Origin of the sequence: uncultured Desulfovibrio sp. (assembly GCF_944324935.1) — a bacterium.
GTDB lineage: Bacteria > Desulfobacterota > Desulfovibrionia > Desulfovibrionales > Desulfovibrionaceae > Desulfovibrio.
Genome location: NZ_CALUYG010000043.1, coordinates 1 through 22,976, shown reverse-complemented (window position 1 = coordinate 22,976; position 22,976 = coordinate 1). Strand labels below are relative to the sequence as shown.

Here is a 22,976-nt window from a genome sequence, read left to right as displayed (position 1 = left end):
GCCACACGGTATGCCAAAAGATGCTCCTCTTTTCTTGCCGCCGTTCAAATCAGGTGCATATCTTTGTGGGCAAACATGATTTGACGACACTATCTAGCAGATACTTGTGAGAGATGTAAACGTTTTCCGGTTTTGTCCTGTTTTGTCCATTTTTTTCCGCTTATGGTTGGGCACAACGATCCAAGGCCTCACGCGCTGCCCAAGGGGGCCCGGCGTGGGGTATCTTGACAACATGTATCCAGGTAGATACGTTTTTCCCATGAACATCCTCAAGTTTTCCCCGGAATTCGGCCAATGGCTGTCAGCCCTGCGAGATGTCCGGGGCAAGGTGAAGATCCTTGCCCGGCTGGAACGCGCGGAGCAGGGAAACTTTGGCGATGTGAAGCCGCTCGGTGAGGGACTGTGCGAAATGCGGGTGCATCATGGCCCGGGATACCGCATCTACTACACCCAGCGGGGAGAGATCGTGTACCTGCTGCTGGTTGGCGGCGACAAGTCCAGCCAGGCACGGGACATTGCCCGGGCAAGGGCCATGATGGAGGACGACTGATGGACGAAAGCAGGTTCCGCGTTTTTGATGCCGCCGAATTTCTGGACAGCGAAGAGGCCATTGCGGCCTATGTTTCCGATGCCATGCGGGATGCCGACCCTGACCGCCTGCTCACCGCGCTGGCCACGGTGGCCCGGGCGCGCGGCATGTCCCGCCTGGCTGAAGCGACCGGCCTGGGCCGGGAAAGCCTGTACAAGGCCCTGCGGCCCGGAGCCAAGCCGCGTTTCGACACCATCCTGCGTATCATGAAGGGGCTGGACATCCGCCTGCAGGCCACGGTCATGCCCTGAAGAGGGCCGGATGCGGCCCGGTCATGAGACACTGGCGGGGCGCTCCGTCCCGCCGGTGGGAAGGGCGGCAAGCTGCCGTTCCCGCCACTCCCGCAGGCGGGCCTCGTCGGCACACCAGCGGCCGCCGATCTTGCCTGCGGGCAGGCCATAGTGCTCCACATAGCGCAGCACGCTCTTTTCCGAGCAGCGCAGCACGGCCGCAATCTCGCGCAGGCCGCGGAGCAGGCGTCCCTGTTCCACGCGCATGGCGGATGCGCCGGAGATGTCGCCGTCTGTCGTGGTAAAGGCCATGCTGTCCTCCCTGGGATCACCATCTGTGCGCCGGAGCTTCGGGCTGCGGGCGCTTGCGTTGCTGGGGGCGCTGGCCGGCGGATGGCGTTCGTGCCTGTATCCGGGCCTGTATGTGGGCCTGCGCCCGCTGTTGCAGGATGTGGTGCGGCAGGCTGGGCGTCCAGGAGGCGTCAGCCGTTGCGGCCGACAGCATGAGGCAGTCCAGCAGGTGGTTGTCCTTGTGTTCCCGCACCCAGACGAGGTTCCCGTTCTTGCGCACCAGCCGCTCGGCGCAGAGCTGCGAGGCCAGCGTTTCGTCGGCTTCGGCATGGAAGCGCAGGGGCTGGCGGCTGTCGGCATTGAGCAGGCGGCCCATGTCCGTGGTCTTGAACGCGCCGCTGTCGATGAGATAGAGGCGCAGGCCGCCGGGGATGGGACGGCCGTTGTGCGGCATGCGTTCGCGGATGACCCAGCGCACCGGCGCGGCCTGCGGGCGGCTGGCGCCCTTGCAGGCATGCACCACGCCGCCGCCATTGGCGCGCACCCACATGTAGACCTCTTCGGTGCGGGTATGGACGCCCTCGGTCTCGGTGCCGCCGGAGTCGATGCCGGCCCGCCAGATGGGCATGCGCTCGCCGGCATCCGTGCCGTCCGGGCCCTGCACGGGATACCAGGTGCCGAACACCAGGGTGGCCACCTCGTCCCAGCTGCTCAGGGAGCCGTAGTCGATGACGTAGCTGGCCAGGCTCGGCATCCAGGCACGCACCAGATACCAGAAGCCGTGCTTCTGCACGTCGATGCTGCAGGTCAGGGCCACGGCCCAGTGGGGCACGGTGCGCGGGGGCAGGTGCGGATCGCGCCGCTCCAGCACATGTTCCACATCGGTCCGCAGCTCCACCGGCGACCAGGGCAGGCCCAGGTCGTCGTTGTAATACTGGCGCTGCACGGCCGCATCGTCGCTGGCCTGGGCGATGGCCCGGCGGGCCGCCAGATCGGAGAGGCTCACGAAGCGCGACAGCACGGCCGGCAGGTGGAAGCCCAGGCTGCGGGCGTCGCGCACTTCCGGGGCCGGTTCAAAGGCCGCGCCCGTCCAGACGTAGGGCCGCCAGCGGCCTGCGGCCACGGCAAGATCGCGGGAGTGGTCGCTCCAGAGGTACTGACAGTGCGGGCAGCGGTAGCGGGCCAGCTTGCGGGAGCGGATGAGGCGCGTGTCCGTCTCGCCGCCGGGCACCACGATGTGGCCCACGTCCATGAGCTGGACATGACGGCAGGCCGGGCAGGTCACCTCGTAGCACATGAGCTGGTCCACCTGCTCGGTGATGCCCCGCCAGATGGACGAGCTTTCGTCGCCCTTGGGCTGGCAGGCCCGGATGATCTTGGCGAAGTCGCCATAGGAGCGGGTGCGGCCCTTGAAGTCCTGCAGGGGAGAGGAGTCGCCGCCGCCGCTGTAGAGATCCTCCTCGTCCACGATGAGGTCCTGCACGGTGATGGAGGCGCGCTGGCTGGGGGATTCGGCCGTGGCCAGCTCGATGCTGGTGCCGTCCCTGAGCAGGATGTTCTCGCGCCGGTACTTGCCCACCATGCGGCGCAGCAGGGGGCTGCCCTGGAGCATGGGCCGCAGCTTCTTCTCCACCACGCGGTCGCGGGACTCGCGGGTGGGCATGGTCAGCATCTTGATGCCCGGCCGGTAGTCCATGGCCCAGCCCAGACAGGCGTAGAGCAGGAGGGTCTTGCCCACCTGCAGGGAACCGCAGACCACCACCTCGCGCACGCGCGGATCGCCGAAGGCGTCCATGGGGCCGGCCAGAAAGGGCGAGACGTCCAGCCGCAGCGGGCTGCCGCGGTAGACGCCGTCCTGCACGATGAGGTAGCGGCTGGCCCATTGCGAGACGCTCAGCCGCTCGCGCCGGGCAAAGATGCGCCGTTCGGCCTCGCAGAAGCGGATGTTCACGCGTCCTCCCCCTCGGGCGGCAGGGAATCGCCGCTGTCGCCATCTTCCAGTAGGAATTCCCGCTCGCCCGACCAGGCATCCATCCAGATCTCCGTGGTCTCCAGCCACCACTGCACGAGCTCGCGCAGCTTCGCCTCCTCGCCGCCCACCAGATGGATCATGGCGGCCCCGTGCAGGTGGATGAAGTTGCGCACCTCGTTTCTGAAGAACAAAGCACGAGCGCCCAGATCACGCTCGTGATCGACGCGGGGCATGAGCAGGCCCTGCTCCTTTTCCAGCTTGAGGCGGGCGCGCTCGGCCTGGTATTTTTTGAGTTCCGCGTCCGCCGACAGACGGCTAGTGGTGGCGTCGGCCAGCTGCCGGTCGGCCACCTGCCCGGCGGGCGTGAGATTGGCGCTGGCGTAGCCCAGCAGGGCGGCCTCATCGAACCAGCCTTCCGGCGTCCGGGGCACCTTGCGCGCCTTCACGTCCCGGTTGAACTGGCTCTTGCTGCACTTGTAGCCCGCGTCCTTGAGGTAGGCCACGGCATCCAGCTGGGTCTTGCAACTGCGGGAAGGCACTATTTTTCCAGACATGGGACCTCTCAAAGAGAAAGGGCCGGGAAGCCCCGGCCCTTTGGTATGCGGGGCAACGGAACACCCTTATTCATCCACAAGCGCCATGTCATAGTACCAGAAATGACCGCCCCTGCGCCGTGAGGGGAAGTATTCCTTGAGGATCATGCCGAAGAGACGCTGCGACGCGGGAGGCGTTGCCGTCTGGCCCTGCCACCACTCCCTGAAGGCTGCATAGAGGCGCGTGGCGGACTTTTTCATGCCGCGGGCAACGGTGCAGCGTTCCTTGACGAAGCGATGGACCAGGGCCGCCTGTTCCTCACGATGCAGGGGAGTTTCCGGCGAGGCGTCGCGGTCGGCGGCGGACTGTACGTCACCGGCCACCATGGCGCAGTAGCGGGCATACAGGCCATCCACAAAGGCGGGGTCGGTATTGCCGCACATCTTGGCCGTCTGGATGGCGCTGGAAAGCAGACGCTCGCGCATGGCGGGACGCAGATAACGGGCGGCCTCGGGCTGGGTGGCGGAATCGCTGCGGTACTGCTCCATGCGTTCCCTGTAGCCGGGCGTTTCGTAATGGCCGCTCTTGCGCAGGGCGGGCAGGACCTCGGCCCGTACCCACTTGCTGAACGCTCTGGCCTGCGGCTTGCGGCTGCGGAAGATGAGGGCGTACAGACCGGACTCGGAAATCAGCGTGTACTGATGGGGGATGCCGGCGCGGGGATTACCGTCGGGATTGGCGACGGTAATCTTTTCATCTTCATCAAGTGAAGATATCGCATCCCTGTTGTTTTCAATCCCCAGCACGCGGCACACGTCCTTGGCCACGAACCAGGGCTCGCCGTTTTCGTCCAGGCGGGAGCGGACGAGGTTGTCCTCAAAAGCAAAGGGAACGAGATTGGGCATAGCGGTTCTCCTTGAGGTTTCCCGACGCATGGACATACCGCCGGATACCCCAGAATAGCATAAAAAAGTTGCGCGATGTCAACAGGTTATTTTCAGGACCTTTGCGCGATGGTCCTGTGGCGGTTTCGTTCGCCGGGCGTGCCCATCCATCCGACATGACAGACAGAAGGCGGCGCGCAGGACCATGTGACCATTGGGCGGCAAATTCGCTATTGGAGCTGCTGCGGAGAGGGAAAGGGAGACTTTGAAGCCAGTGCGGCATCGTTGCGGGCGATGAGCCGTTCCTGCAGGCGCAGGACGATGCGGCAAAGCTGTTCGTGGTGGGTCGATTGCCGGTGAAGAGCCTGTTCAAGCTGCTGGATGCGGCTTTCAAGCTGGGCAATGCTGGGCTGAGACATAAGGCACCTCGTAGTGATTTGGGATTGGGGTACAAAAAAGGCAAGGCGACGCTCCCCGGCTCACTACAGCCGCCGGTCCTCACGGATACCGGACGTCGCCTTGCCAATATGTACTCCACACCCACGAGGTGCGCAGAGGGCAAAACAAAAAAAGACCGCACTTTTCGCCGTGTGGGGGGTACGGCAAAGGCGACGGTAACGCCTGTAGTGATTTGGGAAGTTCAGTGTGCCCATTTCTTCCTCCGAGGTCAAGGTGGGGGGAGCGGCAGTCTTTCAGTACGTCCACTCACCGTAGAGCGCGCCGCGTATCCATTCGCCGTGGCGCTTGAGCCAGCTCATGAGCCGGGGCAGATCGCCCTGCGGCCAGTGCTCGTGCCCGGTAAGGCGAAAATCGCCATCAGGCGTCGGGATGGCCCGCAAGCCGGCCCGGGCCAGCACCTTGAGGCTGTCCAGCGGGCCGATGGGGTGGGTGAGGCAGTGCGCTCCGCCACGCCCCCAGACAGCGGCAGTCACGGCCGGGCACTGCCGGTCTTCGGGCGGGAGCGGCTGCGCGGGGCACGCCTTTTCCGTCCCCCCGCCCTGGTCGTCATTCTGTCCAGCGGGCATGGTCTCACGAGCCTGTTCCCTCTCCGGGGGAAGGGCACGGGAAGGCGTGGCATCCGCGCTCTGTGGGGCTGTCCGCGCAAAGACAGGGGGCAGACCGATGCGTAGCCAGTCCACGATATTCCAGCCCTCACGCACGGCGTCTCCGGGATCCTTGCCGCTGGGCACGGGCCAGCGCCGGGCCGTGCGGTAGGTCTGCGCCCAGAAGGGCATGCCTCTGGCGCCGGCCCGCTGGCCCTCATCGGTCTCGGAGGCAAAGGCGATGCGCAGGCCGCGCAGGGACATGATGTCCGGACTGGGGCCGGCGGCGCTGCGGTTCTTGCCCTGGTCCAGCAGCATCTCGGACTGCACCGGCCCGGCCAGGCTGGCCGTGGCATTCTGCCCGCCCAGCACGGTCTGGATGACCTCGGTCATGATGCCCTTGCCGTTGCGGCCGCGCCCGAAAAGCACCAGGAAGATGTGCTCCCTGGCCAGCCCCGTGCAGCCGTAGCCGAAGACGCGCCGCAAAAAGGCCGCCATCTCGGGATCGTCTCCCATGATCTCGATGACGAAGCGTTCCCAGTGGGGACAGGGCGCATCGATGCCCTGCCACTCCACCGGGCTGGACTTCACCAGCCAGTCCTCAGGGCGACCAGGATGCAGCTCGCCGGTGCGCAGATCGATAACGCCATTGGCCATGGGCAACGCCCACGGATCGCGGTCGATCTCATGGCCGGCAATGGCCAGCGGCGACTCCAGATTGGTCTTGGCAAACTCAAGGCAACGCTTTCGGCCCGGATCCGTCCGCAGTTTGGCCACTCGAACCTTCATCTTGTCGGCTTTGGCCTTGAGACGCGTCGCCGACTCCCTGTCGCCGTCATGCTCGGCGCTCTTGGCCAGCGCGTCGAAATGCCGGGCGGTCTCCTGATAGGCCAGCGCCACGTGCTCCACGTCCGCCCGGGCATGATGCCCCTTTTCGATGAGGTCCACGGACCAGTGATGCCCGGACCAGTATATCCACTCGTCCGCCTGCCCCACATAGGCATGGCGGCCACGGAAGAGATAGGCGAACAGCAGCCCGTCGCCCAGCTCATTGGCGTAGAGGCAGCGCTCCACGAAGTCATGGGTCGGGACAGGCAGGGCGTTTCGTTCCGCCTGCCGCTCACCGCTCGGGGACTGCTCCTGCTGTTCTTCGGCAATGCGATCCTGCACCTGCCGCAAGAGTTCTCTGTCTGTCATCGGAGGACCTCAGTGGCAGTGCCGGTATGCGGACGCGGAGCGTGGTAAGGCCCCGGCAGCACGGCAGCGCCGGAGAACCTTCCCGAATTCCCACGAAAAATTCCCCAAAAAATCCCGCGATTCTTGGGGTCGCAAAGCCCCGCGAGCAAGGGGAGGGGGAAAAGGACCCGGCATGGCGGCCGACGGCGCAGGACCCTGCTGGTCTGCTTGCGGCAAGGGGGTGAGGGGGAGACCGGACGGGCGTCTCCCTGAGCGGGCTTGCGCCCGCAGATAGTCGCGCCCGCATGCTCCTGCGGATGCGGATCTTACGGAAGGCGCAGAGGCCGTCTGCGTATGAAGAGATGTGGACGCCCAGCCATATGCCGTCCAGGAGGAGACGCCGCCCCTGGGTGACAGATGGGTGACAGAATTGAAAAAAAGCGGCGCAAAGGAAAAGACGGCCACGCACGAATAGCACGTAACCGTCTGAGTTTCTTCTGGCGCGCCCGGGAGGATTCGAACCCCCGACCAAGAGCTTAGAAGGCTCCTGCTCTATCCACCTGAGCTACGAGCGCACGCCAGCTTCAAAGTATATGCGGGCAGAGGGTGGGCGTCAAGAAGAATGACGGGGCAGGGCTGATGGTCCTGCGCCTCCTGCGGCAGGCGGCGGACGTATGTGCCGCACGGGCGGGAAGCGCATCGCCCCGCCAATCAGACTGTTCCGCCCTGCGGGCCGCGTTCGCGCTCCATCTGTTTTTTTGTCCGGGCGGCAGGGGGAGCGGCAAGCGGATCCTCCGGCCAGGGATGTTTGGGATAGCGGCCGCGCATCTCCGCCCTTACCTGCCGGTAACCGTTGGCCCAGAACGCGACAAGATCGCGCGTGACTTGCAGGGGACGGCCGGCAGGCGAGAGCAGGTGCAGCAGCAGGGGCAGGCGGCCGCCCAGGATGGCCGGCGTCTGCGTGCAGCCGAAGAATTCCTGCAGTTTGGCCGCCACATGGGGGCCGCCCTCCTCACCATAGACGATGGGATGCGTGATGCCTGCCGGGGACGTCCATTGTGTGGGGGCCAGCTCTTCCAGACGGCGGGGCAGAGGGTAGGGCAGCAGAGCACGCAGGGCCTCGGCCAGACGGGCCGGAGAAAGACGCTGGAGATCGGTACAATTGTCAAGAAAAGGCGCGAGCCAGTCTTCCAGGTGCTCCAGCAATGCCGCATCGGTCACAGCGGGCCAGGGCTCGCCCTCCTGCTCATGCAGCAGCGCAACACGGGCCCGCCACTGGCGCATGGCTTCGCTCCACGGCAGGCAGGCAAGCCCCTTGCGCCGGATGTAGCCGCACAGGGCCTGCGCGCAGGCGCTGCCGTCCGGGCGGGGCAGGGGGAGGTCCTCCAGCACCAGCGCATCCAGACGACGCTGCTGCCGGGCGATGATGCGGCCTTCGTCGGTCACGTCCACACGGTTTTCCCGTTGCAGCGCCGCGGAAAAAAGACTTTCCACCTCAGCCGGCGGCAGGGGAGCGGCCAGCCGGATACGGCCGCGATCAGCCCCCTGCACATGCCGGCGATGGCCGCCGTCCAGCACGGCCACGGCCAGAAAAGGCTGGCGGGCCAGGGGATCCGTGAGCGGCAGGAAGGCCCGGCTGCCGCAACGCAAGACATAGTGGGCCTGCCCGTCCACCTCGCCGGTGCGCTGGGCCACCCGCTCGGGGAAGGTAAGGGCCGTCAGCAGCCCCGTCGAGACGCTCTGGCGCTGCGCTTCTTCAAAAAGTCCCTGCGGAGGGCAGATCAGCAGGCGCGTCAACTGGCGGGCCCACTGCCGCAAACGACCGATGACGCCATCTCCCGTTTCCCTGTCGCTGGAAGGGCCGCGGCAGAGCCTGTCCAGACGATGCAGGAGGGAGGCGTCAGCCTGCGGCAGGGGGTCGCGATCTTCCAGCAGGACGGCAAGGCAGCAGGCCAGCGCCGCATTATGGTACTGTTCGCCCAGCAGCAGCAGACGGGCCAGACGAGGGGGCAGCGGCAGGGCGGCCATATCCAGCCCCAGCGGCGTGGGGCGATTGACGGGCACGCCCGGTTCCAGCGCCTCGAGCCGGACAAGATCCTCCCGGGCGGCGGCAAGGTGGGCGGCAGGCGGCTGATCCGGCCAGGGAAGCTCTTCCGGGCGCGGCACGCCCCATACGGCAAGCTGCAATACCGTCTGGGTCAGGTCGGCATCGACGATCTCCGGGCGGATGTGCGGACGCATGCCGTTTTCCTCTTCCTTGTGCCAGAGACGGACGCACACGCCAGGTTCCAGACGACCGGCGCGTCCGGCACGCTGTGCCGCGGAGGCCAGCGAAATGCGACAGGTCACGAGACGAGTCAGCCCGTCGGCCGGATCATAGCGCGGTTCGCGGGCAAGGCCGGCGTCCACCACGAGCCGCACGCCCTCAATGGTAAGCGACGTTTCGGCAACATTGGTGGCCAGTACGACCTTGCGCCGTCCTGACGGGCACGGCGCGATGGCCGCATCCTGCCGGTCGGGGGCAAGCTGGCCGTAAAGCGGCAGGATGTCCACATCGGCAGGGCAGTTGCCCTGAAGGAGCTCTTCCAGACGGCGTATTTCTCCCACACCCGGCAGAAAAACCAGCATGCTGCCCTGTTCCTCCCGCAGCAGGCGGCTGATGACGCCCGCCGCATGCCGGAGCAGCCCGGGCAGGTCCTGCGCCGTCATTCCCGGAGGCGGCGGCAGGTGACGGATATCCACCGGGAAATGTCGGCCCTCGCAATGCAGATGCGCCGCATCGGGCAGCAGGCGCGCCAGCGCGTCGACCTCCAGCGTGGCGGACATGACGAGCAGGCAGAGATCCGGCCGAAGGATGGCGCGGCTCTCCAGGCACAGGGCAAGGCCGGTATCGGCATGCAGACTGCGTTCATGGAATTCGTCGAAAATGACGCAGCCCACGCCCGGCAGCTCGGCGTCCTGCATGAGCATACGGGAAAGGACCCCCTCGGTGATGACCTCAAGCCGTGTGGCGGGCCCGCACAGGGTCTCCTGGCGCATGCGCAGACCGACGGTCTCCCCGACTTTTTCGCCAAGGCAGGCCGCCATATAGCGGGCAAGAGCACGGGCGGCCACACGGCGCGGTTCCAGCAGAAGGATCTTTTTCCCTTCCAGGAAGGGGGCTTCCAGCAGCCAGAGCGGCACGCGCGTGCTTTTCCCCGCGCCGGGGGGAGCGCTCAGCAGGGCTGCTCCCGCCTCCACGGCCAGCAGGATACGCGCGCGCATATCGTCCAGACTGGTCCCGGCATCAGGCAGTTTCGGGATCGGATTTTCCGTAAGTTTGTCCATAATTTCAACTTGCTTCCAGAAGGTAGGCCCTTTTTTTACTGGAAATTTTTCGCGCGTCAGGGTATTGACACCTTAACGATTGTGCGGGAGAGCTTCATGGAGCTGAACAGAAACGGCATCATCGGTCAGAGCACGAGCCTTGTGGAAGTCTTCAAGATCCTGGACAAGGTCGCTCCGACGGACAGCACGGTTCTTGTAACTGGTGAATCAGGAACAGGCAAGGAGTTGCTTGTACGGGCCCTGCATGCCAACAGCCAGCGCGCCGACTGCCCCTTCGTGCCCATCAACTGCGGCGCCATCCCCAAGGAGCTGCTGGAAAGCGAGCTCTTCGGGCACGAAAAGGGGGCGTTCACTCACGCCATCCGCTCCCGGCCGGGCCGCTTCGAGCTGGCGGACGGCGGTACCATTTTTCTTGATGAAATAGGTGAAATGGATCTGAGCCTCCAGGTCAAGATTCTGCGCGTTCTGCAAGAAAAGGAGATCGAGCGCGTGGGCGGCACGGGCTGCAAGAAGGTGGATGTCCGCATCGTGGCCGCCACCAACAGGGACCTGGAAAGCGAAGTCGCCGCCGGGAAATTCCGCGAGGACCTCTACTATCGCCTGAACGTCATCCCGCTGCATCTGCCGCCGCTGCGCGAGCGGGGCATGGACATCCTGATCCTCGCGCAATGCTTTCTGGAGCGCTTCTGCCGCAAGAAAAACAGGCCGCTGCTGCGGCTTGGCGAGGATACGGCCAGGGTGCTGCTTGCCTACGGCTGGCCGGGCAATGTGCGCGAACTGGAAAACTTCATGGAACGCCTGAGCATCCTTGTGGATGGCGACTGCGTGCAGGTGGAGGATCTTCCCGCCAAGATTCGCGATAATGTCGGCTCTCTCGACAGTCTGCCCCCCTTGCCGGAGGGCGCGCTCGGGGCAAACGGGCTGGCTGTCACGCCATCAGGCGCAACCGCAACGCCGGCGGACGGGCCGCACGCCGGGACGGCTGCCGCGCCTGTCGCCGCGCCCCCCGCGGACACCGCGGCGACCCTCGCCCTTGCGCCTCCCGTCGCCGCGACCGGAGGACAGTTTGTCTGGCCGGACCTTTCCGTGCTGGAAGCGCAGGGGATCAATCTGAAAGATTTTCTGGAAGCTGTGGAATTTCGTCTTATCGATGAGGCCCTGCAACGAGCTGACGGCGTCAAGAATCAGGCTGCCGAGCTGCTGGGCATCAAGCGGACGACCCTCATCGAAAAGCTGAAGAAAAAGAACGGATGATTTTTGCATGTTTTTTGCATAATTTTTGCATAATGCGGTACAGCAACACCAACCATGAAGTGATGTACGCGTGAACAAGGCATTTTCTACCGGGAAAAACCGGAATCATATCGCTGGGGAAGGGACCGGCCTGGCTGTGCGCTCCTGTGGCGCTGCCGGCCGCTGCTGCCGCAGACTGCTTGTGGGAGCGGCAATTTGTGTGCTGTGCGGAAGCGCCGGGCTGGAAATTTTTTCCCCCGCCGCAAGCCATGCGGCAACGGCAGCTGAAGGCATCACCGCGCGGATCAATCCCGGCGGCCCGGAAAACTGGCCCCCGGAACAGGCGCTGTCCACGCAAGCTCCAGGCGCGCCGCAAGCCGCTCCCGCCCAGACCATGCCGGGCCAAAATATCCCGGGCCAGACTATCCCCGCCCAGAATATCCCGGGACAGAACACGGGACAGCCCACGCCTCCCATGCCGGGCCAGCCCGCGCAGACCATGCCCGCGAGTGGGCAGTTCCCCGTTCCCGTCCAGAGCGCGCCGGGCCCAAATATCCCGGGACAGACTATCCCGGGCCAGACTATCCCCGCCCAGAATATCCCGGGACAGAACACGGGACAGCCCACGCCTCCCATGCCGGGCCAGCCCGCGCAGACCATGCCCGCGAGTGGGCAGTTCCCCGTTCCCGCCCAGAGCGCGCCGGGCCCGAATATCCAGACTATCCCGGGCCAGACTATCCCCGCCCAGAATATCCCGGGACAGAACATGGGGCAGCCCACGCCTCCCATGCCGGGCCAGCCCGCGCAGACCATGCCCGCGACGCCCGCTGATCCGCCCGCGCCCGCGGGAGCCGGCGTCGCCACGCCGCAACCGGACGGGACGATGGAAGGAGCCGCACGGGATGTTTCGGCCGGAGCCGATCTGGGCAAGGCCGGCAAGCAGGCGGCAAGCCCCAAGCGCGAGGTCATCTACGTTGACGAGCAGGGTAATCCTGTCGAAAAGCCCATCGACCCGGAAGCCGTCTGGCAGGAAGCCCAAAAGGCGATGGAGGCCCAGAAGTACGACGATGCGCTGAGCAAGCTGCGCGTGCTCTACGATCAGCCGCAATTGAAGCGGGACCGGCGTCTGGAAGTTCTGTACGGCATCAGCGACTGTCTGTGGGAGCTGTACAAGGACAAGCCGCAGGCAGGGTATGACGCCATCGTCGCCGCCACCAGTGAGGCGCTCAATGCCGATCTGCGTAATGCCCGCGCGCCGGATGCCTACGCGCGCCTAGGAAGCATCAATCTGCGCGTCGGCAATATGGATGAGGCGCGCGCCAACATGCTGGCGCTGTTGCGGCAATATCCGCTGTCGCCCCTCGTGGCCGACTCCATGACGGAGCTGGGCCGCGAGCAGCTGAAACGCAAGATGTATGAAGATGCGGCCTCCTCTTTCCGTACCGTTTTGGAGAACTATCCTGAAAGCGCGTCCATGGAGGAAGCGTCCATGGGCCTTGGCAAGGCGCTGGTGCGCCTGGGGCGGCATAATGACGCCAGCGTCATTATGGACTTCGTCAACAAGCGCTGGCCGCGCTGCTACCTGAAAGATACGGATTTTCTGCTGGTGCAGGCGGAAAATCTGGAAGCGCTCCGCCGCAACGATGCGGCCATGGACGTTTACTGGCTGTTCGTCAATCTCCAGCCGCGGCGCGAGGGGAACAACGATCTGCTGCTCAAGATGGCGGACAATTATACCCGCGGCAATGAATGGAATGCCGCCTCCCTCATGTACCAGCGCATTATGAAGCTCTGGCCGGGGGTCAGCTCCAGCCGGGTAAGCCAGCTGCGCCTGGCGGAAAAGGGCATCTACGACGGTCCGCTGAATTATGAGCAGATGTGCGCCCTGTTCGCCCGCCCGGCCGAGGATACGCCGCTTGAGCGCGTCTACCGCGAAGTCATGGACGCCTCGGAAACGTCGCCGGAATGCGTCCTTTCCCGCCTCAAGTACGCCATGTGGCTGCTCTGGGACAAGCAGTTCACCCAGGCGATGGGCAGCGCGGCGGATTTCATCGACCGCTACCCGGAACATCCCGGCGTGCCGCAGGCCCGCGACATCATCTGGACGGCTTTCCAGAGTGAGCTGGGCAACGCCCTGGCCGAACAGAATTACCGCCGTATCCTGCTGCTGTGGAACGGCTTCCCGCTGGTGCGCGAGCGCTACGGGGAGATCGACCCCAAGATGCGATATGCCCTCGCGCAAGGCTACATGGAACGTGGCGACGAAGCCAAGGGCCTCGAACTGCTGGGAGCCTTCCTTACTGCCCGCATGGATCCCGACTACGGCGAACTGGCCCTGACCGAATACTTCAACCGTTACCTCAAGGCCGGGGCCTGGGACAAGATACTGGATCTGTCCAAGATCGTCGCCGGCTGGCCCCTGCGGCCGCAGCTGCGCTCGCAGCTCGAGTACGCCACGGCGCTCTCGGCCCAGAACCTGGGCCTTTCCGGCGCGGCCCTTTCCCGCTGGCGACAGCTGGCCATGCGCAAGGACATCCCGCTGTACCAGCGTGCCTACGCCACCTATTTCCTGGCGCGGGATGCTGAAGTCCGCAAGGATGTGGGCGATGCCTACGCGTACAACAAGCAGGTGATCGATCTCTTCCAGCAGCTTGCCGACGAACGCTCCGACAAGGCCGACCCCGAACGCATCAAGGAATCCATCGGCGCGCTCATGGACATTTGCGAAGTGGCCAATCGCGTTCCCGAGGCGCTGGAATGGGTGAAGCGCTACAATGAATATGTGCCGGATGCCAGCTCGCCCGAATATCCCGGGCTGCGCTATCGTGAGGCGCGCCTCTACCGCAAGCTGGGCGACAACACGCGCGCTCAGTTCCTGCTGGAGGATGTGGTCAAACGCTTCCCCGATTCGCCCTTCGGCAAGGCCGCTGCCAGCGAATTGCGGACATTCGAGGTCTCCCGCGATCTCAAGGACTTCATGCCGGGCGGGTCCGCCGGCGCTCCGGCACAGGGCGGCAATGCGGCCGCGCCTGCCGGAAATCCCCCGGCCAATCCCTAAACTTCCCCGGGCGCACCGATCCCGGAGAGGAGGTATGCACTGATGAGATTCCTGACGTCCTGTGTGGCGCTGCTGCTTTTTGTCCTGGCCGGCTGCACGGCCGTGCAGCAGCGCGGCATGGTCGGCACGACCTATGTTTCCACGTCCCGTCCCGCCTTCTCGGCGACGGCAAAACAACTGCCCCTGCTGACCGCCGGCTTCGGACGGGCGTCCCTGACCGAGACGGCGGTGCTCGGCGGACTGAACGTCGATGCCTGGATCGCCATTTACGGCAAGGGCGACGGCAACGGTCCTCTGGCCATCGTGGCCCAGGGCGAGCTGGATGATCCGTGGTACTGGAACAGCGCCCTCTACCATCCGTTCGCCATCCATGAAGGGGCGGACGTCCTCAACGGCCTCGAGGTGTATACCTGCACCTACATGGTCAGCGAGACCCGCGACGCCTTCCTGCCCTTCATGTATCCCCAGGGAACCTCGGTGAAAAAGGAAGGGGACGCCCCGGTCCGCCGCTGGATCGCCCGCGTCTTCGCCTGCCGCACCGATTTCAACAAGGGCAAGATCATCTTTGAATACCGTGAGCCGCTGCCGGAAGGGATGATTTCCCTGGCCAGCGTGCCTTACGGCATGTCCGACGTCATCCCTGCCTTTGAGGAACGTGCCCGGCAGGCTTTTGTCGTCAACCTGTCGCCGGAAAAGCCTGTGGAGATCCGGCAGGAATATCTTGCCGGCATCAACTGGCAGTATCTGGATGAACGCTTCTGGGGAACGGTCTTTCTCAACGACTACTCCGTCAGGCGCTGAGACCTCCTGCGATCCGCCGGAATCTCATGCCAGGAAACAAGTTGACGTCCACATCCCGGGCGTGTAAGGCATTGACTGGACAATTATTTTATCTCCTGACAGATCCCCTTTTACGACGAGGTAAGGAATGGACGATTATTTGAAGGAAGCACTGGAAATCGCGCGCGCGCAGGCCAGTGTGCGTGTGATGAGTGAGGACGAGATCACGTCCTTCATTCAGAAGCTGGCCCAAGGTATTCGTTGCGTGGCCGAAGGCGACGCCCCGACGGAGCTTGACGGCGGCGATCTGGTGATCGAAGCCCGCAAGTCGGTCAAGGAAAAAACTGTGACTTGTCTGGAATGCGGCAAGACCTTCAAAATCCTGACCCGGCGTCATCTGGCTTCGCACGGCATGGATGCCGCTGCCTACCGCGAAAAGTGGGGCTTCAAGAAGGACGCGCCGCTCGTCTGCAAGGCCCTGCAGCGGGAACGCCGCCGCAAGATGAAGGATATGAAGCTCTGGGAAAAGCGCCGCAAGGCCGACTGATCTTTCCCGACAACGCTGATGGAACGGAAGGGAGCACGCCTGTGCTCCCTTTTTTCGCGCCGTCGCCGCGCCGCTCCTTCCCGCCGTCTCATCGCGCAGGCGGTGGCGTGCCCACCTGGAGCAGCTCTTCGGGAAAGCGCCAGATCTCCGTGGGCTCAAGACAGTGAGACCACGTCCGGCTCATAGCTGGAGACCGTGCGCGCCTCGTTGAACAGGCAGCCGGGCCCCACCCGCAGGGTCAGCCGCTCGCGCCCGCAGGCGACAATATGGGAAAGGGCGACGGCCCCGCGGGCGATGTGGTACATGCCGCGCCAGCGGGTATGCGGGATGACGGCATCCTTCTCGAAGAGGCGGCGGGACGCCAGGTGCAGCCCCTCTTCCCAGCAGAGATTGAGACCGACGATACGGCCGGTGCGGGCCAGGGTGACATCGAATGGCGGCGCATTGCCGGAAAAGGCGGACGACGCATGGCGTCCCTGCGCCGCGCCTGGGCAGGGGGGTCTTCTGTTCTTGCCAAACGGCATGGCATGACGTACGAAACAGAGTGTCCATCCTGCCACCGTCTCATCTGTACCGATAAAAGTATGCCACATCTTTCTTCCGCTGTCTCTTCCCCCATCCCTGCCGTCGTCAGCACGCCTGAACAGGCCTTTTCTCTCCTGGAGCTGCCGGACGAGGCGCTCTTTGCCGGGGCCGACCGTTTGCGCCGGGCCGCGTTCGGCAAGCGGGTCTCCCTCTGCGCCATCATCAATGCCCGCAGCGGCGACTGTGGCATGGACTGCCGCTTCTGCTCACAGAGCCGCCACAACCAGACGCCCATCGCCGCCTTCCCCCTGCTGGAGCCGGTCGTCCTGCACCGGCGCATCCTGGATCTGGCACGCTGGCCCGTGCGGCATATCGGCATCGTGACCAGCGGCGGCGCCTTGCAACAGGAAGAACTGGAACAGGTGCTGGATGTGCTGCGCCAGCTGCCGGAAGCGGTGCGCCGCCGGGTCTGCACCTCGTTCGGCCGTCTTGCCCCGGACGCCCTCCAGACGCTCGCCCGTGAAGGCGTGCGGCGCTTCCACCACAATCTGGAGACCTCCCGCAGCTTCTATCCCCGCATCTGCACCACCCAGCGCTGGGAACAGCGCTACGCCACGGCACAGCATGTGCGGGCCGCTGGCCTCTCCGTCTGTACGGGCGGCCTGTTCGGCCTGGGCGAGAGCTGGGGGGACCGTATCGAGCTGGCCTTCAGCCTGCGCGAGCTCGGGGTGGACAGCGTGCCCATCAATTTCCTGCATCCCCATCCGCAGACCCCTCTTGCCGACAGGCCACCGCTTGCGGCCGACGAGGCTCTGCGCATCATCGCGCTCTTTCGGCATATCCTGCCGGACACGACCCTCCGCATCTGCGGCGGCCGCCCGGAAACGCTGGGCGATCGCCAGGCGGACATCTTCCGTGCCGGGGCCAATGCCCTTATGACCGGCGATTACCTGACCACGCACGGCTGCGCCGTGGAGCAGGATTGCGCCCTGATCGCCGCGGCCGGTCTGGAGGTGCTGCATCCATGAGCTCTGCTGCACGGCAATTGCTGGCTGATGCGACCGTCTTCATCAGCGGGACCGGGACCGACGTGGGCAAGAGCGTGGCCACGGCCGCCTTGCTGCGGGCCCTGCGCCAAGCCGGGCTGCCCGTACAGGCCGTCAAACCCGTGCAGACGGGGGTGGAGGATGCCGCCCGCGAGGGCGATGCCGCCCGCTACGCGCAGGCCGTGGCGGACATGCCGCCGGGCCCGCTGCCGCCCGCGGCCACACTGCACAGCTTCCGGCTGCCTGCTTCGCCCCATCTGGCCGCTGCCCGCGAGGGCAGGGAACTCACCGTTTCCGGCCTGCGGCAGGACATCGAGACGCATTGGCGTACGCTCATGGCCGCGCAGACCGGGGACGGGCCTTGCGCCATGCTGCTGGAGGGAGCGGGCGGCCTGCGCGTCCCCTTCAATGAGCAGGAAGATACCCTCGATCTCATGGCTGTACTGGCCGCGCCGGTGGTCATCGTGGCCCGAAACGAACTGGGGGCGCTCAATCAGATACGGCTCACCCTGGATGCCGTGCGGGACAGGGGACTTGTGACGGCGGGGCTTGTGCTCACGCCGCCGCCGGATGCGCTCGCCACGCCGGACGAGGCGACGCAAGTCATTCTGGCAGATAACGAACGCTGGCTGCGTGCCCGGCTGGACGCCGAAGGCATCCCCGTGGCCGTGCTGCCGTGGGTACGGCTGAACGCTGCGGGCTGGGAACGGCTGGCACAGGCTGTCCGGCCCGTGGCCCAGGCTCTGGCCGCGCTGCTGCGCACGCCGTCGCATACGGCGGAAGCGCTGGTGCGGCGGGACAAAAAGGTACTCTGGCATCCCTATACCTCAGCGACCCATCCGCTGCCGGTCTTTGTGGCCCGGCGCAGCCACCATAACCGGCTGGTGCTGGCGGACGGCCGGGAGCTCGTGGACGGCATGTCCTCCTGGTGGGCGGCGGTGCACGGCTACAACCATCCGCGCCTCCTGGCCGCCTTGCGGGCGCAGGCCGGACGCATGCCGCACGTCATGTTCGGCGGACTGACCCACGCGCCCGCCGTGGAGCTGGCCGAACGCCTCCTCGACATGCTGCCGCAGGGATTGGCGCGCGTCTTTCCCGCCGATTCCGGTTCCGTCGCCGTGGAGGTGGCCCTGAAAATGGCCCTGCAGTACCAGCAGGGCATCGGACAAAAGCAGCGCACGCGCTTTCTGACGCCGCGCGGCGGCTATCACGGCGACACCACAGGGGCCATGAGCGTATGCGATCCGGTCACCGGCATGCACAGCCTCTTTGCGCGCATGCTGCCGCAACAGCTTTTCATGGAGCGGCCCCGCTGCCGTTTTGACCAGCCCTTCGATCCCGCCAGTCTAGACGATGCCCGGCAGCAGCTGGCCGCGCACGGACACGAGGTGGCGGCGGTCATCCTGGAGCCGGTGGTGCAGGGCGCGGGGGGCATGTGGTTCTACCATCCCGACTACCTGCGGGGGCTCGCGCAGCTTTGCCGCGAAGCCGGGGCCCTGCTCATCTTTGACGAAATCGCCACGGGCTTCGGACGCACGGGGACGCTCTTCGCCGCCGAACGGGCGGGCGTCACGCCGGATATCCTCTGCTGCGGCAAAGCCCTAACCGGCGGCGTGCTGACGCTGGCCGCCACCGTCTGCACCGAGCAGGTGACGGACGGCATCTGCCGGGACGGCAACGTCTTCATGCACGGGCCGACCTACATGGGCAATCCGCTGGCCTGTGCCGTGGCGCTGGCCAGTCTGCGCCTGCTGGAAGAAGAAGACTGGCGGACGCGGGTCCAGACGCTCGAAAAGGGGCTGAGGCAGGGTCTGGCCCCCTGTGCGGACCTGCCGGGCGTGGCGGACGTGCGCGTCCTGGGCGGCATCGGGGTGGTGGAAACGACGGAACCGGTCCCCGTGGCCCGACTTCAGGCCTTTTTTGTGGAACACGGCGTCTGGATACGCCCCTTTGGCCGCCTGATCTACCTCATGCCGCCCTATGTGACGCCGACGGAAGACCTAGCCCGTCTGTGCGAAGCGGTGGTCGATGCCGTACGGCAGGGCGTGCATCGGCCGTATCAGGACGTGTAGTCTCACTGGGGAACGCAGGGGGGAGGAGAGCTCCTTTCCCCAACGCGCGTTTTTTCAACCGACAAACCGTGCCGGGCAGCCTTGCTCCCCACACGACGCGCAGTCTGCGAAACAGGTATGGCGAAAGCCAGTTACGGCGTTGCCGGCCGGCAGCAGGGGCACATTGGCGCGAGCGGGCGTCAACGAGCATCACGCCTCTTGTCCCCGCTGCCGCAGATAGCGGGCGGCCTCGTCGGTCAGGTCGTCCACGAGGCGCAGGACAAGGCGGATCTCTTCGGGCGTGATGGCCGCATAATGGATGCCCGCGCAGCAGCAGACGGCACGACCGGCGGCCTGAGCGAGCCTGTCGGCGACCTGCCGCGCCAGCTCTTCTTCCCGATGTCCGGGACGGCCGATGGACCATGCGGTCTCCTCAGCGGCGGCGCGCTCCCCCGGCGGCAGGGCCAGCGCCGTTGCGCCGATGTGCGCCGCGCCGCCACGCAGCAGGGCCAGCCAGTCCCGCCCCTGCGGCAGCAGATCGAGACGCAGATGCAGACGGCCCTGTCGTCGTTCACAGCGCAGGGCATCGTCAAAAAGGGAAGATGTGGCGGCAGGCCGGGTGTCTGAGGACATGGGGCAGGGCTCCCGCAAAAGATCCGGGGCAAGACAACGGGGAAGAAGCGGCATCTCCGTGATGCCGTCCATGATTCACCCGCGCAATAAACTTCCTCATCCGCTTTCGTCAAGGCGGCGAAACGGATAAAATCTTATGAGGCGTCGATGCCGTCTCCGCCAAAGGCGGGAGGCAAGACGGCGGCAATGATGCGGCCGACGCCCATCCTGCGCCGTCTGACGCGGCGGCGCGTCCACGCGGCGTCCATCGGCATGGGGACGCCTGAGCGGCGCATGCGGAGCTTCCGCCGCCGGCATGAAAGATCTTACGAACGCTTCCAGCAAAGGAGGGCCCTGCCTATGGTTCTTGATCCTACCCAACATCCTGACTGGGAAATCGCCCAGGATGCGGAAACGCGCATGAAGCCCATCGGGACCGTGGCGCAAGAATTCGGCCTCCTGCCGGAAGAAGTGCTGGCCTACGGGCATTACATGGCAAAAGTGGAACAGCACGCCGTGCTCCGGCGGCTGGAGGGCCGGCCCGACGGCAAGTATGTGGACGTGACGGCCATCACGCCCACGCCGCTGGGTGAGGGCAAATCCACCACGACCATCGGCTTGGTGCAGGGACTTGCCAAACGCGGGCAGCGCTCCTCGGCCGCCATCCGGCAGCCTTCCGGCGGCCCGACCATGGGCATGAAGGGTTCCGCCGCCGGCGGCGGGCTGGCCCAGTGCATCCCGCTGACCCCGTATTCGCTCAACTTCACGGGGGATATGCACGCCGTGACCGCGGCGCACAATCTGGCCATGACGGCCCTCACCGCGCGCATGCAGCACGAACGCAACTATGACGACGCCACGCTGGCCCGTCTGTCCGGCATGCGCCGCCTCAACATCGACCCCACTCGCGTGGATATGGGCTGGGCCATGGACTTCTGTGCCCAGTCCCTGCGCAACATCATCATCGGCATGGAAGGCAACGGCCGCCGCAACGACGGCTTCATGATGCGCTCCCGCTTCGACATCACGGCCGCCTCGGAGGTCATGTCCATCCTTTCCGTGGCGCGGGATCTGGCCGATCTGCGGGCCAGGCTCGCCCGTATGGTGCTGGCGCGCGACCGCGACGGCAACCCCGTCACGGCGGCGGATCTGGAAGTGGCCGGGGCCATGACCGCCTGGCTGGTGGAGGCCGCCAAACCCAATCTCATCCAGACCATCGAGGGCCAGCCCGTGCTGGTGCACGCGGGGCCCTTTGCCAATATCGCCCTGGGGCAAAGCTCCATCATCGCCGACCGCGTGGCCCTCAAGCTGAGCGACATCCATGTGACGGAATCCGGCTTCGGCGCGGAGATCGGCTTTGAAAAATTCTGGAACGTCAAGTGCCACATCAGCGGCCTCGTGCCGGATGCGGCGGTCATCGTGGCCACCATCCGCGCCCTCAAAAATCATGGGGGCGCGCCGCAGCCCATGCCGGGCCGGGCCCTGCCCGACGCCTACACGCGGGAAGACGTGGGGCTGGTGGAGGCCGGTTGCGCCAACCTGCTGCACCACATCGGCATCGTGCGGCGGGCCGGGGTGTCGCCGGTGGTCTGCCTCAATGCCTTTGCCTCGGATACGGCGGACGAGATCGCTGCCGTGCGCCGGGCCTGCGAGGCCGCGGGCGCGCGAGTGGCCGTCTCGCAGCACTGGGGCAAGGGCGGGGACGGCGCGCTGGAGCTGGCCGACGCCGTGCTGGACGCCTGCAACGAAAAGAACGCATTCACCCCCCTGTACGACTGGTCCCTGCCCTTTGCCGAGCGGGTGGAGCGCATCGCTACCCAGGTCTACGGCGCGGACGGCGTGGATTACGCCCCGGCGGCGGCCCGCCGTCTGGCGGAATTGCAGGAACGGCCGGACGCCGCCGAGCTGGGCGTCTGCATGGTCAAGACCCAGTATTCCCTTTCGGATGACCCCAGCCGCAAGGGCGCCCCGCGCGGCTGGCGGCTCAAGGTGCGTGACGTCCTGTTCTACGGCGGCGCGGGACTGGTCGTCCCCGTGGCCGGAGACATCAGCCTCATGCCCGGTACCGGCTCGCGCCCGGCCTTCCGCAAGGTGGACGTGGACGTGGAGACCGGTCAGGTCATCGGCCTGTTTTAGAACGTTTTGCCTTTGAAAAGGGCAAATGCGCTAACCGAAGTACATCCACGGCAGACTGATACGAAAGGGAGCCTCCTTGTTGCAGGGAGGCTCCCTTTCACATTTTACCACTTCGGGGGGAGGTAGTCCGGCGCAAGGTCCGGGAAGATCTCATCCGGCCATTTGCCGCCAAAGGCGTCCTTGAGTCTGGAGGACTTGGCGAGGCTTTTTTCGCGGGTCGTGACGATGTTCGGCGGCAGGGGGTATTTTTTGAAGAGATCAGGAGTTTGGGTGCCGGGGTTTGCTTTCAGCTTCTTCCAAAGTTTGTGAAACGCTTCGGAGTAGGTGCAAAAAGGAGGCGAGGATGCCAGAAAGCCGAGGGTATGGACAACGTCAGCAGGACCGTACTCCGGATGGAAAACATTGGCCAGTTCAAAGGCAGCCATATCATGCCCCAGGGCGGCCCCCCGGTAGAAGTATTCCACCGCCTTATAGTAACTGTTGAACATCTCCAGATAAACGCCGATCTCATAGGCAGCCTCGCCGTGGCCCTGGCGCGTGGCGCAGACCAGGTAGCGCAGGCCGCGGATCTCCTGCCCCTTCGGGTAAAGGTAGTGATAGCCCAGCTTGCACTGGGCATTGGGTTCGCCGAGGTCCGCGGCCTTCTGGAGGAATTCGTCGTTCCGCTCCATGACATAACGGGCATACCAGCCGCTGCCCACGTTCATGGCAATGAGCTGATCCGCCAGTTCCCGGGCCTTCCTCCAGTCCCTGGGCGTGCAGGTGCCGTACAGATAGCAGACCATAAGGTTGTTCATGGCTTTCCAGTGGCCCAGTGACGCAGCCATCTGGTAGCCGTCGGCCACTGCCTGTATCTCCTCGGGGCTGGTGGCGACTTTTTCCAAGTCACGCACAAGCTGGAAGAGTTCATCGGCTTCCGGCGGCAGGGGGGGGACGTGGTCC

19 protein-coding genes, 1 tRNA gene and 1 pseudogene are annotated in these 22,976 nt (G+C 65.4%); 10 read left to right on the top strand and 11 right to left on the bottom strand.

The annotated features are described in order from the left end of the window. From Q0J54_RS09855 to Q0J54_RS09845, 3 genes and pseudogenes are all read left to right on the top strand, one after another. Positions 1-84 (top strand): annotated as a pseudogene (locus Q0J54_RS09855) (IS5/IS1182 family transposase); the annotation flags it as partial. Between the two features lie 175 nt (positions 85-259). Then, positions 260-550, top strand: a complete 291-nt coding sequence (locus tag Q0J54_RS09850; protein WP_296305301.1) for a type II toxin-antitoxin system RelE/ParE family toxin — start codon at positions 260-262, stop codon at positions 548-550. After that, a complete protein-coding gene (locus tag Q0J54_RS09845; protein WP_296305300.1) occupies positions 550-840 on the top strand; it encodes an addiction module antidote protein in 291 nt (96 codons plus the stop codon). The genes Q0J54_RS09850 and Q0J54_RS09845 overlap by 1 nt, the downstream gene beginning before the upstream one ends. A gap of 21 nt (positions 841-861) precedes the next feature. Here the strand turns inward: Q0J54_RS09845 and Q0J54_RS09840 are convergent, their stop codons facing one another. The 8 genes from Q0J54_RS09840 to hrpB form a co-directional block, all read right to left on the bottom strand. Then, positions 862-1,131, bottom strand: coding sequence for a helix-turn-helix domain-containing protein (locus tag Q0J54_RS09840; protein ID WP_296305299.1), 270 nt, complete (start codon positions 1,129-1,131; stop codon positions 862-864). Positions 1,132-1,147: 16 nt separating this feature from the next. Next, positions 1,148-3,061, bottom strand: coding sequence for a terminase gpA endonuclease subunit (locus Q0J54_RS09835; protein WP_296305298.1), 1,914 nt, complete (start codon positions 3,059-3,061; stop codon positions 1,148-1,150). Continuing rightward, complete coding sequence (locus Q0J54_RS09830) at positions 3,058-3,636, bottom strand: hypothetical protein (protein WP_296305297.1); 579 nt, start codon at positions 3,634-3,636, stop codon at positions 3,058-3,060. Before Q0J54_RS09830 ends, Q0J54_RS09835 begins: the two co-directional genes overlap by 4 nt. A gap of 66 nt (positions 3,637-3,702) precedes the next feature. After that, a complete protein-coding gene (locus tag Q0J54_RS09825; RefSeq protein ID WP_296305296.1) occupies positions 3,703-4,521 on the bottom strand; it encodes a Bro-N domain-containing protein in 819 nt (272 codons plus the stop codon). A gap of 209 nt (positions 4,522-4,730) precedes the next feature. Beyond that, on the bottom strand, positions 4,731-4,919 hold the full coding sequence (locus Q0J54_RS09820) for a hypothetical protein (RefSeq protein ID WP_296305295.1): 189 nt from the start codon (positions 4,917-4,919) through the stop codon (positions 4,731-4,733). Positions 4,920-5,192: 273 nt separating this feature from the next. Then, positions 5,193-6,740, bottom strand: a complete 1,548-nt coding sequence (locus Q0J54_RS09815; protein WP_296305294.1) for a hypothetical protein — start codon at positions 6,738-6,740, stop codon at positions 5,193-5,195. Positions 6,741-7,217: 477 nt separating this feature from the next. Beyond that, positions 7,218-7,294 (bottom strand) — tRNA-Arg (locus tag Q0J54_RS09810). A gap of 136 nt (positions 7,295-7,430) precedes the next feature. Beyond that, complete coding sequence (gene hrpB, locus Q0J54_RS09805; RefSeq protein ID WP_296305293.1) at positions 7,431-10,046, bottom strand: ATP-dependent helicase HrpB; 2,616 nt, start codon at positions 10,044-10,046, stop codon at positions 7,431-7,433. Positions 10,047-10,142: 96 nt separating this feature from the next. On the opposite strand from hrpB, the gene Q0J54_RS09800 reads away from it, so the two are divergent. The 4 genes from Q0J54_RS09800 to Q0J54_RS09785 all read left to right on the top strand — a co-directional run bounded on the left by Q0J54_RS09800 (position 10,143) and on the right by Q0J54_RS09785 (position 15,664). Continuing rightward, a complete protein-coding gene (locus tag Q0J54_RS09800) occupies positions 10,143-11,300 on the top strand; it encodes a sigma-54-dependent Fis family transcriptional regulator (RefSeq protein ID WP_296305292.1) in 1,158 nt (385 codons plus the stop codon). Between the two features lie 199 nt (positions 11,301-11,499). Next, positions 11,500-14,337 carry a tetratricopeptide repeat protein gene (locus Q0J54_RS09795; RefSeq protein ID WP_296305291.1) on the top strand — a complete coding sequence of 946 codons (2,838 nt, stop codon included), beginning with the start codon at positions 11,500-11,502 and terminating at the stop codon, positions 14,335-14,337. Between the two features lie 42 nt (positions 14,338-14,379). Further along, positions 14,380-15,138 carry a DUF4851 domain-containing protein gene (locus tag Q0J54_RS09790; RefSeq protein ID WP_296305290.1) on the top strand — a complete coding sequence of 253 codons (759 nt, stop codon included), beginning with the start codon at positions 14,380-14,382 and terminating at the stop codon, positions 15,136-15,138. Between the two features lie 127 nt (positions 15,139-15,265). Then, positions 15,266-15,664, top strand: a complete 399-nt coding sequence (locus Q0J54_RS09785; protein ID WP_296305289.1) for a MucR family transcriptional regulator — start codon at positions 15,266-15,268, stop codon at positions 15,662-15,664. 155 nt (positions 15,665-15,819) lie between these two features. Here Q0J54_RS09785 and Q0J54_RS09780 read toward each other — a convergent pair whose 3' ends face one another. Next, positions 15,820-16,188, bottom strand: a complete 369-nt coding sequence (locus Q0J54_RS09780; protein WP_296305288.1) for a hypothetical protein — start codon at positions 16,186-16,188, stop codon at positions 15,820-15,822. A 60-nt stretch (positions 16,189-16,248) separates the two neighbouring features. On the opposite strand from Q0J54_RS09780, the gene bioB reads away from it, so the two are divergent. Beyond that, on the top strand, positions 16,249-17,217 hold the full coding sequence (gene bioB, locus Q0J54_RS09775) for a biotin synthase BioB (protein ID WP_296305287.1): 969 nt from the start codon (positions 16,249-16,251) through the stop codon (positions 17,215-17,217). Further along, positions 17,214-19,307, top strand: a complete 2,094-nt coding sequence (gene bioA, locus Q0J54_RS09770; RefSeq protein ID WP_296305286.1) for an adenosylmethionine--8-amino-7-oxononanoate transaminase — start codon at positions 17,214-17,216, stop codon at positions 19,305-19,307. Before bioB ends, bioA begins: the two co-directional genes overlap by 4 nt. A gap of 189 nt (positions 19,308-19,496) precedes the next feature. Here the strand turns inward: bioA and Q0J54_RS09765 are convergent, their stop codons facing one another. Next, complete coding sequence (locus Q0J54_RS09765; protein ID WP_296305285.1) at positions 19,497-19,919, bottom strand: hypothetical protein; 423 nt, start codon at positions 19,917-19,919, stop codon at positions 19,497-19,499. A gap of 339 nt (positions 19,920-20,258) precedes the next feature. Here Q0J54_RS09765 and Q0J54_RS09760 point away from each other — a divergent pair, with 339 nt between their 5' ends. Then, complete coding sequence (locus Q0J54_RS09760) at positions 20,259-22,034, top strand: formate--tetrahydrofolate ligase (RefSeq protein WP_296305284.1); 1,776 nt, start codon at positions 20,259-20,261, stop codon at positions 22,032-22,034. 104 nt (positions 22,035-22,138) lie between these two features. On the opposite strand, the gene Q0J54_RS09755 is transcribed toward Q0J54_RS09760, so the two are convergent. Next, on the bottom strand, positions 22,139-22,976 hold an 838-nt coding region (locus Q0J54_RS09755), incomplete at its 5' end, for a tetratricopeptide repeat protein (protein ID WP_296305283.1).